The 12,729-nt window shown below is 68.7% G+C and carries 11 protein-coding genes and 1 tRNA gene; 9 read left to right on the forward strand and 3 right to left on the reverse strand.

The annotated features are described in order from the left end of the window. Positions 1–45 precede the first annotated feature (45 nt). Together IM25_RS13820 and IM25_RS13825 are read left to right on the forward strand one after the other, a co-directional pair. Positions 46–1,044 carry an MBL fold metallo-hydrolase gene (locus tag IM25_RS13820; RefSeq protein ID WP_033097984.1) on the forward strand — a complete coding sequence of 333 codons (999 nt, stop codon included), beginning with the start codon at positions 46–48 and terminating at the stop codon, positions 1,042–1,044. Further along, positions 1,041–1,403: a nuclear transport factor 2 family protein gene (locus tag IM25_RS13825; protein ID WP_006552574.1), complete on the forward strand. Its 363-nt coding sequence runs from the start codon at positions 1,041–1,043 to the stop codon at positions 1,401–1,403. The genes IM25_RS13820 and IM25_RS13825 overlap by 4 nt, the downstream gene beginning before the upstream one ends. Positions 1,404–1,470: 67 nt before the next feature. On the opposite strand, the gene IM25_RS13830 is transcribed toward IM25_RS13825, so the two are convergent. The 3 genes from IM25_RS13830 to IM25_RS13840 form a co-directional block, all read right to left on the reverse strand. Beyond that, a tRNA-Arg gene (locus IM25_RS13830) sits at positions 1,471–1,546 on the reverse strand. A gap of 120 nt (positions 1,547–1,666) precedes the next feature. After that, positions 1,667–2,374, reverse strand: coding sequence for a DUF305 domain-containing protein (locus IM25_RS13835; protein WP_033097983.1), 708 nt, complete (start codon positions 2,372–2,374; stop codon positions 1,667–1,669). Between the two features lie 2 nt (positions 2,375–2,376). After that, positions 2,377–3,198 carry a DUF3105 domain-containing protein gene (locus tag IM25_RS13840; protein ID WP_065996126.1) on the reverse strand — a complete coding sequence of 274 codons (822 nt, stop codon included), beginning with the start codon at positions 3,196–3,198 and terminating at the stop codon, positions 2,377–2,379. Positions 3,199–3,353: 155 nt separating this feature from the next. Here IM25_RS13840 and argS point away from each other — a divergent pair, with 155 nt between their 5' ends. The 7 genes from argS (at position 3,354) to rpmE (ending at position 12,675) form a co-directional block, all read left to right on the forward strand. Further along, the gene (argS, locus tag IM25_RS13845) at positions 3,354–5,006 is read left to right on the forward strand and encodes an arginine--tRNA ligase (protein ID WP_006552577.1); all 1,653 of its coding nucleotides are present in this window, start codon (positions 3,354–3,356) and stop codon (positions 5,004–5,006) included. Then, the gene (gene lysA / locus IM25_RS13850; RefSeq protein ID WP_024103697.1) at positions 5,003–6,424 is read left to right on the forward strand and encodes a diaminopimelate decarboxylase; all 1,422 of its coding nucleotides are present in this window, start codon (positions 5,003–5,005) and stop codon (positions 6,422–6,424) included. Before argS ends, lysA begins: the two co-directional genes overlap by 4 nt. 38 nt (positions 6,425–6,462) lie before the next feature. Then, a complete protein-coding gene (locus IM25_RS13855; protein WP_006552579.1) occupies positions 6,463–7,749 on the forward strand; it encodes a homoserine dehydrogenase in 1,287 nt (428 codons plus the stop codon). Next, positions 7,746–8,837: a threonine synthase gene (gene thrC / locus IM25_RS13860; RefSeq protein ID WP_006552580.1), complete on the forward strand. Its 1,092-nt coding sequence runs from the start codon at positions 7,746–7,748 to the stop codon at positions 8,835–8,837. Before IM25_RS13855 ends, thrC begins: the two co-directional genes overlap by 4 nt. Before the next feature lie 37 nt (positions 8,838–8,874). Further along, positions 8,875–9,804 carry a homoserine kinase gene (thrB, locus tag IM25_RS13865; RefSeq protein ID WP_033097981.1) on the forward strand — a complete coding sequence of 310 codons (930 nt, stop codon included), beginning with the start codon at positions 8,875–8,877 and terminating at the stop codon, positions 9,802–9,804. A 391-nt stretch (positions 9,805–10,195) separates the two neighbouring features. After that, positions 10,196–12,319, forward strand: a complete 2,124-nt coding sequence (gene rho / locus IM25_RS13870; protein ID WP_084295013.1) for a transcription termination factor Rho — start codon at positions 10,196–10,198, stop codon at positions 12,317–12,319. Positions 12,320–12,441: 122 nt separating this feature from the next. Beyond that, a complete protein-coding gene (gene rpmE, locus IM25_RS13875; protein ID WP_006552583.1) occupies positions 12,442–12,675 on the forward strand; it encodes a 50S ribosomal protein L31 in 234 nt (77 codons plus the stop codon). Positions 12,676–12,729: the final 54 nt, after the last annotated feature.

The following is a 12,729-nucleotide window of genomic DNA, read 5'->3' on the forward strand; positions in this document are numbered from 1 at the left end:
GTTGTAGCTTTCGAACGAAAGTCATCATGATCGAGAGGCATCACCATGGCCGAAGCGCGTGATATCGGGGACGGCATCCACGTCGTTCCCGTCCCGGTGGCGGACCTGCCGGTCGGCGACACCCAGGTCTACGTGATGGAATCCCCGCGTGGCGTCGTCCTCGTCGACGTCGGCTGGAACGACGACCGGTCGTGGGCGGCGCTGCAGGACGGCCTGGCCACGGCGGGCCTGTCGGTCACCGACGTCGAGGGCGTGGTGGTCACCCACTTCCACCCCGACCACGTCGGGCTCACCGGACGCATCCGGGAGGCCTCCGGGTGCTGGGTCGCGATGAACGAGGCCGACTTCGCCCACCTCGAGGTCATGCTCTCCGACGACGACCGCCGTCCCCAGGAAGCCGAACTGCTGCGCCGCGCAGGGGCACCCGAGGACGCGATCGAGGAGTCGCTCGCCACCCTCGTACCGGCGGTCGGCCGTCCCGACGCGCTGCCCGACCGCAAACTCGGTGCCGACGAGACGATCCCGCTGACCGGGCGGTCCCTGCGCACCGTGCTGACCCCCGGCCACACCGCCGGCCACGCGTGTTTCCTGCTCGAGGAACACGGCGTGCTGTTCAGCGGCGACCACGTCCTCGCGACCACGACCCCGCACGTCGGCGAGTTCGATTTCCCTCTGCCGCAACGCGACGCACTGGGGGAGTACCTCGACTCGCTGCGCGCGGTCGCCGACCTGCCCGTGCGACGCGCACTGCCCGCGCACCGGCGGCAGATCGACGACCTGCCGAACCGCGTCGGCGAATTGATCGCCCACCACGACCAGCGCCTCGACGATCTCTACGACGCGTTCGGCGACGAGGAACTCACGCTGTGGGAGGCCACCGCCCGCATGCGCTGGTACCGGCCGTGGGACGAGACCCCCCTGCACGGCAAGAGGATGGCGCTCGCAGAAGGCTCGGCGCACGTCCGGCAGCTCATCGAGCGGGGACGGGTCCGTCGCGTGCCCGGTGCGGAACCCGCCCGCTTCGCGCGCGTGCAGACCCGATGAGCCCCGACGAGCTGGTCACCGAGTTCTGCCGTCGCTGGGCCGATCCCGATCCTGCCGAGCTCGCGGCCTTCTTCGCCGAGGATGCGGTCTTCCACAACATCCCGATGGAACCGATCCGCGGCCGCGCGGCGATCGAGAAGTACATCGTGGGCTTCGTGACGTCCTTCGGGGCCATCGACTACCGCATCCACCACCAGGCGGTCTCCGGCAACGTCGTGCTCAACGAACGCACCGATGTGTTCACGATGAACGGCCGGACGATCGAGCTGCCCGTCACGGGCGTCTTCGAGATCGTCGACGGGAAGATCGCGGCCTGCCGCGACTACTTCGATCCCACACCCTTCACCACCGGAAACTGACCGGCTCTGGGACACCGAAGACCCCTGGAACACCGAAGGCCCCGCTTCGTGAGAAGCGGGGCCTTCGTGGTGCCCTCGGCAGGATTCGAACCTGCGACTTCTTGCTCCGGAGGCAAGCGCTCTATCCCCTGAGCTACGAGGGCATCCGGACCACCGGATGACCGGAGGTGCGGGAGTTAGCCTAGCGCATCGAGCGCTCAACTCCACATCGCCAGGTCAGAGCCGGTTTTCGGCCCGAAGTCGCAGTTTCGCCGCGCGAAGGCTCAGTTGAGGGGCAGCGGTTCGGCGCCGCGCTCGGCGAGCAGCGACCTCATCAGATCCGATTCGCCCTGCTGCGTCGCGACCATCGTGCCCGCCAGATTGCGCACCGCCGAGGTGCTCGCGTACTGCTCGCCGTACTCCATCATCGGCAGACCACCCTCGTGGTGGCGCAGCATCAGCTGGAGGAAGAGCACGTCCAGTTCGGGACCGCGCGCGGCCCGGAGATTCGCGAGATCCTCGGAGGTCGCCATACCCGGCATCAGGTGCGAGCCGTCCGAATCCTCGGACTCGGCGGTCGTGCCGTGATCACCGTGCCCGTGACCCGTCTCCGTCATCCACTCCATGTACTCGCCCGTCGGCAGCGCCGGCTGTCCCCACAGCGACAACCAGCCCTGCATCTGACCGATCTGGTTCTGCTGGGTGGTGAGGATGTCGTACGCGATGTTGCGGATCCGATCGTCCTCCGAATTGGAGACCACCACGGCGGCCATCTCGACGCCCTGGTCGTGGTGCACGATCATGTCCTGCGCGAATCCGACGTCCACCGAGCCGGCCTCCGGCGCCGCCTGCGCGGAGTCCTCGAAGGGGATCCGGGACAGGAACCCCGCGAGGAAACCGACGGCGACCGCAGCGACGGTGAGCAGCACCAGCAGCAGCCGGTTGTGCCCACCGCGCTCTGGGGTGGAGATGTCCGAGGAGGTCTCGCTCATCGTCAGCTCCCGGCCGGTGCTTGCTGCATGTCGCCGGCGGTCTCCGCGTTCATAGGCACCGCGTCGGGGCCGGGCTCGGAGGCGTCGAAGGCCGGCGGGGTCGCCGGATCGAACGAACCGGGGATCGTCGAGCAGCTCGCACCCACCTCGGGGTAGGTGTACTGGTTCAGGCGCAGCGCGCTGATGAACTGGTCGATGCGCTCGTCGTCGACGCTGTCGACCTCGAGCCGGTGACCCCACGACTGCAGTGAGACGGGAGCCTCGAGTCCCGGATACGGTGACATCATCATGTAGGTGCGGCCGTCGACCTTCGCGCGGAGCGTGTCGACCGCGGCGTCGTCGAGCAGATCGGGGTTGTATGCCACCCACACGGCGCCGTGCTCGAGCGAATGCACCATGTTCTCGTTCCGCACAGGCTGCTCGTAGACCGTTCCGGTGCAGGTCGCCCAGACGGAGTCGTGAGGGCCACCGAACGGCGGCGACTGGTCGTACGCGACGCGCTGGCCCGGCGCGACGTGCACACCGGCCGGGTACTCCATCTTCAGCACGCCCTCGATGTCGTCCGACGGGTCCTGGTTGGACTCCGACGGCGTCCATGCCGACATCTCCTGCTGGTTCTGGTACTTCGGGATCAGGCTCACAGCGATCACGGCGACCAGCACGACGACCAGGGCCACGCCGCCGATCGTCAACCACGGGATCTGACGCTGCGCGGGGACCCCGCGAGCGCCGCCGCTCTTCTTCTTGGCGGCCTGAATGGCCTTCGACGACTTGGCTCCGGTCTTCTTGTTACCGGAGCCGCCACTAACCGAACCGCTGGGCATCGCTGTGTGCTCTTTCGACGGGTGGACAGGCGGACGCGCGCCCATCGGGCGCACAAACACCCACAACTCTACGGGCGTGCTCTCGCGCGGTGCCCGGAGCTGCCGGTAGGGGGAGCGTCGGCGCCGCGATCGACCAGCCAATAGGATGGACACCTGTGACTCCCTCCGACCTTGCTCAGCTGCTCCGCGGAACCGCCGCCGGTGTCCTCACCGACCGTGGTCTCGACGCGTCCGTTCTTCCCGAGACCCTCACCGTCGAGCGCCCGCGCAATCCGGAGCACGGCGACTACGCGACCAACGTCGCGATGCAGGTTGCGAAGAAGGTCGGCGTCAATCCCCGCGAACTCGCCACCTGGCTCGCCGAAGCCTTGACCGCCGCCGACGGCATCGACTCCGCCGAGGTCGCGGGCCCCGGCTTCCTCAACATCCGGCTCGCCGCCGACGCCCAGGGAGCGATCGTGGCGAAGGTGCTCGCCGAGGGCGCCGCCTACGGCACCGGCAGCGACCTCGCGAACACGAGGATCAACCTCGAGTTCGTCTCCGCCAACCCCACCGGCCCGATCCACCTCGGTGGCACCCGCTGGGCCGCGGTCGGCGACGCGCTCGGACGCATCCTCACCGCCCAGGGTGGCGAGGTCACCCGCGAGTACTACTTCAACGACCACGGCGCGCAGATCGACCGCTTCACCCGGTCGCTCATCGCCTCCGCACTCGGACAGCCCGCCCCCGAGGACGGCTACGCCGGCGCGTACATCGTCGACATCGCCTCCTCCGTGCTCGAGCAGCGCCCCGACGCCCTCGAGCTCCCCGAGGACGAGCGGCACGAGACGTTCCGCTCGATCGGCGTGGACCTGATGTTCGCGCACATCAAGCGCACCCTCCACGAGTTCGGCGTCGACTTCGACGTGTACTTCCACGAGAACTCCCTCTTCGAGAGCGGAGCCGTCGAGAAGGCCGTCGAGACCCTGAAGGCGTCGGGCAATCTGTACTTCGACGACGGCGCGTGGTGGCTCAAGAGCACCGATTACGGCGACGACAAGGACCGTGTCGTCATCAAGTCCGACGGCAACGCCGCCTACATCGCCGGCGACATCGCCTACTTCCAGGACAAGCGCTCGCGCGGCTTCGACCTGTGCATCTACATGCTCGGTGCCGACCACCACGGCTACATCGCGCGTCTGAAGGCCGCCGCGGCGGCGTTCGGCGACGACCCCGACACCGTCGAGGTGATGATCGGCCAGATGGTCAACCTCGTCCGTGGCGGCGAGGCCGTGAGGATGAGCAAGCGGGCCGGCACCGTGATCACCCTCGACGACCTCGTCGAGGCGATCGGCGTCGACGCCGCCCGCTACTCGCTCGTGCGTTCCTCGGTGGACCAGAGCATCGACATCGACCTCGAGCTGTGGGCGAGCACCACGAACGAGAACCCGGTCTACTACGTCCAGTACGCCCACGCACGACTGTCGTCGATCGCGCGCAACGCCGCCGATCTCGGCCTGACCGCCGAGGGCGCCGACTTCTCGCTACTCACCCACGAGCGCGAGGGCGACCTCATCCGCACCCTCGGCGAGTACCCCCGGGTGCTGGCAAAGGCGGCCGAACTGCGCGAACCGCACCGCGTCGCCCGCTATCTCGAGGAACTCGCGGGCACCTACCACCGCTTCTACGACGCCTGCCGGATCCTGCCGCAGGGCGACGAGGAGGCCGGACCGCTGCACACCGCGCGACTCGCGTTGTGCGCGGCCGCACGCCAGGTCCTCGCCAACGGCCTCGGCCTGCTCGGCGTCACCGCCCCGGAGCGGATGTGAACGCGCACCCCGCGGGACCGCGTCACGCCCAGATCCCGCACGCCCCCAACCTGCCCGAGCGCCCGGCCGACACCGCGGCGCTCAACGCGCTGGCCCCGCACGTGTGGCCCCGCAATGCCGCGCGCGGCGAGGACGGCGTCATGCGCATCGCCGGTATCCCGGTGACCGAGCTCGCCGAGAAGTACGGCACCCCGCTGTTCGTCGTCGACGAAGACGACTTCCGCTCCCGCTGCCGGGAGATCGCCGAGGCCTTCGGCCCGTCGGCGAAGGTGCACTACGCGTCGAAGGCGTTCCTGTGCAGCGAGATCGCACGGTGGGTTCATCAGGAAGGGCTCTCGCTCGACGTCGCGTCCGGCGGTGAGCTCGCCGTGGCCCTGCACGCCGGATTCCCCGCCGGGAAGATCGCGATGCACGGCAACAACAAGTCCGTCCGCGAACTGCAGGCCGCCGTGACCGCCGGGGTCGGGCACATCGTGCTCGACTCGCTCGCCGAAATCGACCGGCTCGACGCGGTCGCCGGTGAGGCCGGTGTCGTCCAGGACGTGCTCATCCGCGTGACCGTGGGCGTCGAGGCCCACACCCACGAGTTCATCTCCACCGCGCACGAGGACCAGAAGTTCGGGCTCTCGCTCGCCGGTGGCAACGCCATGCAGGCCGTGCGCCGCGTCTTCGCGGCCGACAATCTCCGCCTCGTCGGCCTGCACAGCCACATCGGCTCGCAGATCTTCGATGTCGACGGCTTCGAACTGGCCGCCCACCGCGTCATCGGCCTGCTGCGCGACATCGTCGCCGAGTTCGGTGTCGACAAGACCTCGCAGATGAACATCGTCGATCTCGGCGGTGGTCTGGGCATCTCGTACGTGCCGAGCGACGACCCGCCGCCGGTCGCCGACCTCGCGGCGAAGTTGGGCGACATCGTCCGCACCGAGTCCGCGCTCGCCGGGCTGCCGGCCCCGACCCTCGCGGTCGAACCGGGCCGCGCCATCGCCGGACCGGGCACAGTGACGCTCTACGAGGTGGGAACCCTCAAGGACGTCGAGGTCGGTTCCGGGCACGTCCGCCGCTACATCAGCGTCGACGGCGGCATGAGCGACAACATCCGCACATCGCTGTACCAGGCGGAGTACGAGTCGCGCCTCGTCTCCCGCGTGAGCGACGCCGAGCCGGTGGTCTCGCGCGTCGTCGGCAAGCACTGCGAGAGCGGCGACATCGTCATCCGCGACGCTTGGATGCCCGCAGACGTCGCAGCCGGTGATTTACTGGCGGTCGCGGCGACGGGTGCATACTGCTACTCGATGTCGAGCAGGTACAACCTGCTTCCTCGCCCCGCCGTCGTGGCGGTCAAGGACGGCGTCTCGCGCGTTCTGCTGCGCCGCGAGACCCTCGAAGATCTGCTCAACTTGGAGGTTTCGGAGTGACCAGTGTAACGGCGACCGATGCTTCGGGCCGGCGTCCGGTGGGTGTGGCGGTTCTCGGACATGGCACCGTCGGTGCCGAGGTCGCGCGGATCATCCGCGAGGACGCCGCGGATCTGGAGGCGCGCATCGGTGCCCCCCTCGAGCTGAGGGGCGTCGCCGTGCGCGACGCCGCCCGCGACCGGGGTCTTCCCGCGGAACTGGTCACGACGAACGCCGAGGCGCTGATCCGCCGCGACGACGTCGACATCGTCGTCGAGCTCATCGGTGGCATCGAACTGCCCCGCAAGCTCGTGCGCACGGCGCTCGACGCCGGCAAGTCCGTCGTCACCGCCAACAAGGCACTGCTCGCCGCCTACACCGGCGAACTGGCCGAGGTGGCCGAGGCCCGCAACGTCGACCTGTACTTCGAGGCGTCCGTGGCCGGCGCGATCCCGGTGATCCGCCCGCTTACCCAGTCGCTCGCGGGCGACAAGGTCAACCGGGTCGTCGGCATCGTCAACGGCACCACGAACTACATCCTCTCGGCCATGGACGAGACGGGCGCCGACTACGGCGAGACGCTCGCCGAGGCGGGCCGCCTCGGATACGCCGAGGCCGATCCCACCGCCGACGTCGAAGGCTTCGACGCCGCCTCGAAGGCGGCGATCCTCGCGTCGATCGCCTTCCACACCCGCGTGACGGCCGCCGACGTCTACCGCGAGGGCATCTCCTCGATCACCGCCGCCGACCTCACCTCGGCGCGCGCGCTCAACTGCACGATCAAGCTGCTCGCGCTGTGCGAGCGCGTCCCGTCCGTCGACGGCAAGGACCGCGTGTCCGCCCGGGTCTACCCGGCCCTCGTGCCCCGCGAGCACCCGCTGGCCTCGGTCAACGGTGCGTTCAACGCCGTCGTCGTCGAAGCGGAGTCCTCGGGTCGGCTCATGTTCTACGGCCAGGGTGCCGGTGGCGCCCCCACCGCCTCCGCCGTGATGGGCGATCTCGTGATGGCCGCCCGCAATCGGGTGCAGGGCGGTCGTGGTCCGCGTGAATCGAAGTACGCGCAGCTGGAAATCGCGCCCATGAGTGACATCCTCACCCGCTACTACGTCAATCTGAAGGTCGCCGACCGGGCCGGCGTGCTCTCCGCGGTCGCCGCCGAGTTCGCCACGCGGGGCGTGAGCATCGCAGCGGTCCGCCAGGAAGGCGCGGGCGACGCTGCCCGTCTGGTGGTACTCACCCATCAAGCCACCGACCGTGCGCTGGCGGATACCGTCGCAGCGCTCGACAAACTCGAATCCGTGATCGCTGTGACCAGCGTCCTGAGACTGGAGGGATCCGCCGAATGAGCGCGGCCGAGAAGAACACCACCCCCGTACACACGCCGTGGCCGGGCCTGATCGAGGCGTACCGTTCGCGCCTGCCGATCGGTGACGACTGGAAGACGGTCACGCTGCGCGAGGGTGGCACGCCGCTGCTCCCGGCTCCGCGCCTGTCGGAGATCACCGGCTGCGAGGTGCATGTCAAGGTCGAGGGTCTCAACCCCACCGGCTCGTTCAAGGACCGCGGTATGACCATGGCGGTCACCGAGGCCCTCGCGACCGGCAAGCAGGCGGTGCTGTGCGCGTCCACCGGCAACACCTCGGCCTCGGCCGCCGCCTACGCCGCGCGCGCCGGCATCGGCTGCGCGGTTCTCGTCCCGCAGGGCAAGATCGCGATGGGCAAGCTCGCCCAGGCCGTCATGCACGGCGCGAAGATCGTGCAGGTCGAGGGTAACTTCGACGATTGTCTGGAACTGGCACGCAAGACCACCGCGGAGTTCTCCACCATCGGTCTGGTCAACTCCGTGAACCCGGTGCGTATCGAGGGCCAGAAGACTGCCGCCTTCGAGATCGTCGACGCGCTCGGCGACGCCCCCGACGTGCATGTGCTGCCCGTCGGCAATGCCGGCAACATCACCGCCTACTGGAAGGGCTACAGCGAGTACGCCGCCGACGGCCTCAGCACGCGCCGCCCGCGCATGCTCGGCGTCCAGGCCGCTGGTGCCGCGCCGCTCGTCCTCGGCCATCCGGTGAAGGATCCCGAGACCATCGCGACCGCCATCCGCATCGGCGCTCCCGCATCGTGGAACGGCGCGGTGGCCGCCAAGGAGGAGTCGAACGGCGCATTCCGTGCGGCGACCGACGAGGAGATCCTCGAGGCGTACCGGCTGCTCGCGAAGTCCGAGTCGATCTTCGTCGAGCCGGCCTCGGCCGCCTCCATCGCAGGTCTGCTCGCCGCGAGCAAGGAAGGCTGGCTCGAGCGGGGCCTGAAGGTCGTGTGCACCGTGACCGGCAACGGTCTCAAGGACCCCGATACGGCCCTGCGCGACGTGCCCGTGGTCGAGCCCATCCCGGTCGACCCGGTCGCGGTCGCCTCCGCGCTCGAGTTGGCCTGAGTTGACCGCCACGCCTTCCTCCGTTGGGAATCAGGACATGACGCAGACGTTGCCCGTGGGGCTTTCGGTGACGGCACGGGTTCCCGCTTCGAGCGCGAATCTCGGTCCCGGCTTCGATTGTCTGGGGCTCGCCCTCGGTCTGTACGACGAGATCACCGTCACGACAACGGCTTCCGGGCTCGACGTGAAGGTGGAGGGGGAAGGCGCCCAGGAGGTTCCGTGGGGACCCTCCCATCTCGTGGTCCGTGCCGTCGAGCGGGGACTCGAGGCCGCCGGTGTGTGGGCGGACGGACTGGACGTCGTGTGCCACAACGTCATCCCACACTCGCGTGGCCTGGGATCCTCCGCCTCGGCGGCGGTGGGAGGACTGGCAGCGGCCAATGGGCTCGTCCGCAAGATCGCTCCCGAGCGCGTCCTCGACGACGAGCAGCTCGTGCAGCTCGCCTCCGAGTTCGAGGGCCATCCCGATAACGCCTCCGCGAGCGTCCTCGGTGGGGCAGTGGTGTCGTGGACCGAGGTCGAAGTCGACTCCGAACAGCGGACCTACCGCGCGGTGAGCCTGCGTGTGCACCCGGACATCAAGGCGTACGCCTTCGTCCCGTCGGTCCGTTCGTCGACGGCCCACACCCGGGGCCTGCTGCCCGAACTCGTCCCACATCGGGACGCGGCGTTCAACGTCAGCCGAGCGGCTCTCGCGGTCGTCGCGCTCACCGAGCGGCCCGAGCTGCTGATGCCGGCAACGCAGGATCTGCTCCACCAGGCTCAGCGGGCACCCGCACTCCCGCTCACCACCAAATGGGTGGCCGCACTGCGCGAGGCGGGCATCCCCGCCGTCGTCTCGGGTGCCGGGCCGACCGTGCTCGCGCTCACGACCTCCGCGCTGCCCGACGAACTGCGGGCCGCCGCCGAGGCCGACGAACTGACGGTGCTCGAACTCGAGATCGCCGAGGGCGTCCAGGTCGACTGAGTAGACGCGCAGTGCTGGGGGACCGACGGATGGTGCCGGATGGAGGTCGACGGGTGGTGCAACACACACGTCCCATCCGGCACGGCGATTCTTGCTCTACGTACAGATCGTCGCTATTCTGTGGGGTGTCCGCACGTCGTGCGTATCAGTCGCCGGATTCTCCAGGGTAATCACTCCAGCTCCATCGGGGCGTCGAGCCTGGATCGATCCTCACCTGCTCCCGGATCCGGGAGGGGGACAGACCGCACCTACCGGATTTCGGTGTGGTGGCGGACGTGCCGACCGTTCGTTTTCCCTGAACTCGTACGGCAAATCCCAGCTCAGTGGACGAACTGATCTGCGGGACGAACCCTCTGCTGCGCATGAGCGAGCGAGGGAAGGAAGGATCTCCGTGACAGATACGGACCTGATCACTACACCTGCTCTCGACATTCCCGAGGCCGGTAGCCGGACGACCACGCGCGGTCGCCGCGGAGCAGGCCTTTCGGGCATGGTGCTTGCCGAGTTGCGGACTCTTGCCGCCGAGCTCGGAATCAAGGGCACCTCCGGGATGCGCAAGGGTGATCTCATCGCTGCGATCAAGGAGAAGCAGGGAGGCGGCGCCGCCGCACCTGCCGAGCAGCCTGCAGCCGAGAAGACCGCTGCCCCCGAGAAGACCGACGCGGCAGCGAAGCCCGAGACGGCGGGGAAGCCCGAGACTGCCGGCAAGCCCGAGGGAGCATCCTCGCGTGGCACCCGCGGTCGCCGTGGCCGTGCCGCCACCGACGAGACCGCCGCGCCCGAGCAGAAGGCCGACGCCGCACCGGCCGAGCAGAAGGCCGACGCCGAACAGGCCGAGCAGAAGGCCGACGTGAAGCACGGTGAAGAAAGCTCGCAGGAGAAGCCGCAGGGCGGCCAGACCCCCAGTGGCGACAACGAATCCGACGGTAACCGCCGCGGCCGTGGCCGTCGCGGACGCCGCGGTGGCGACAACGCCGACCAGAACCAGCAGACCGAGGGTGCCGACGCGTCCGAGGACGGTCGCCAGGATCGCGACTCGCAGCGCGACAAGGTCCAGGATCGCGACTCGCACCGCGAGCGTGGCCAGGACCGTAACTCCGGCGACGGCTCCTCGCGCCGCGACCGTAACCAGGGCGACCGTAACCAGGGTGACCGCAACCAGGGCGACCGCAACCAGGGCGACCGCAACCAGGACGCCGGCGATCGCGACGGCGGTAACCAGGGTCCGCGCCAGGGCCAGGACAACCGTGGGGGAGACGACGAGGAAGGTGGCCGCGGTCGCCGGGGTCGTCGCTTCCGTGAGCGTCGTCGTGGACGCGACCGCGGCGAGAGCGGTTCGGACTCGCGCGAGCCCGAGATCCGCGAGGACGACGTCCTGCAGCCGGTCGCCGGCATCCTCGACGTCCTCGACAACTACGCGTTCGTCCGCACCTCCGGCTACCTCGCCGGCCCGAACGACGTGTACGTGTCGATGAACATGGTGCGCAAGAACGGCCTGCGCCGCGGCGACGCCATCACCGGCGCCGTGCGGGTCCCCCGTGAGGGCGAGCAAGGCAACCAGCGTCAGAAGTTCAACCCGCTGGTTCGTCTCGACACCGTCAACGGGCGCGAGGTCGACTCGGCCAAGCGCCGCCCCGAGTTCAACAAGCTCACGCCGCTGTACCCCAACCAGCGACTGCGCCTCGAGACCCAGCCGAACATCCTCACCACGCGCGTGATCGACCTGGTCATGCCGATCGGTAAGGGTCAACGTGCACTCATCGTGTCGCCGCCGAAGGCCGGTAAGACCACCGTCCTCCAGGACATCGCGAACGCGATCGCCGTCAACAACCCCGAGTGCTACCTGATGGTCGTGCTCGTCGACGAGCGTCCCGAAGAGGTCACCGACATGCAGCGTTCGGTGAAGGGTGAGGTCATCGCCTCGACCTTCGACCGGCCGCCGTCGGATCACACCTCGGTCGCCGAGCTCGCCATCGAGCGTGCGAAGCGTCTCGTGGAGATGGGCCAGGACGTCGTGGTGCTCCTCGACTCCATCACCCGTCTCGGCCGCGCGTACAACAACTCGTCGCCGGCATCCGGACGCATCCTCTCCGGTGGTGTCGACTCGACCGCGCTGTCCCCGCCGAAGCGTTTCCTCGGTGCCGCCCGCAACATCGAGAACGGCGGATCGCTCACGATCATCGCCACCGCGATGGTCGAGACCGGTTCCACCGGCGACACAGTGATCTTCGAGGAGTTCAAAGGCACGGGTAACGCCGAGCTCAAGCTCGACCGGAAGATCGCCGAGCGGCGCGTGTTCCCGGCGGTCGACGTCAACCCGTCCGGTACCCGCAAGGACGAGCTGCTCATGAGCCCCGACGAGTTCGCCGTGGTGCACAAGCTCCGCCGCGTGCTTTCGGGCCTCGATTCGCACCAGGCGATCGATCTGCTCATCGACCGGCTCAAGAAGTCCAAGACGAACATCGAGTTCCTCATGAATGTGGCGAAGACCGCACCGGGGGCACTCGACGACTGACGTCGGCGCCCCGGGGAATTTCCTCCCGGGGCCCTACGTTTGGCATAATCGGCAGGCTCAGTCCGGCTCCGGTTCACGTCTTCGACCCGCGAAGGCGACCCGGCGGCCATGAAAGGGACACCATGAAGGCAGGAATCCACCCCAACTACGTGACGACGACCGTCGTCTGCGGTTGCGGTAACACGTTCGAGACGCGCAGCACCAAGGAGTCGGGACGTATCAACGTCGAAGTCTGCTCCAACTGCCACCCGTTCTACACCGGCAAGCAGAAGATCCTCGATACCGGTGGACGCGTCGCGCGCTTCGAGGCTCGCTACGGCAAGCGTGCGCCGAAGAAGGCCGCTTCCGACAGCTAGCTGTCACGCCGACGCCCGGTACTGCCCTCGTGCAGGCCGGGCGTCGGCTTTTTC

The organism is Rhodococcus sp. p52, assembly GCF_000763325.2.
GTDB classification, from domain to species: Bacteria; Actinomycetota; Actinomycetes; order Mycobacteriales; family Mycobacteriaceae; genus Rhodococcus; species Rhodococcus pyridinivorans.

Coding starts and splice junctions, on each gene's coding strand:
- IM25_RS13820 (WP_033097984.1), top strand. CDS start 46: ATGGCCGAAGCGCGTGATATCGGGGACGGCATCCACGTCGTTCCCGTC.
- IM25_RS13825 (WP_006552574.1), top strand. CDS start 1,041: ATGAGCCCCGACGAGCTGGTCACCGAGTTCTGCCGTCGCTGGGCCGAT.
- IM25_RS13835 (WP_033097983.1), bottom strand. CDS start 2,374: ATGAGCGAGACCTCCTCGGACATCTCCACCCCAGAGCGCGGTGGGCAC.
- IM25_RS13840 (WP_065996126.1), bottom strand. CDS start 3,198: ATGCCCAGCGGTTCGGTTAGTGGCGGCTCCGGTAACAAGAAGACCGGA.
- thrC (WP_006552580.1), top strand. CDS start 7,746: ATGAGCGCGGCCGAGAAGAACACCACCCCCGTACACACGCCGTGGCCG.
- thrB (WP_033097981.1), top strand. CDS start 8,875: ATGACGCAGACGTTGCCCGTGGGGCTTTCGGTGACGGCACGGGTTCCC.
- rpmE (WP_006552583.1), top strand. CDS start 12,442: ATGAAGGCAGGAATCCACCCCAACTACGTGACGACGACCGTCGTCTGC.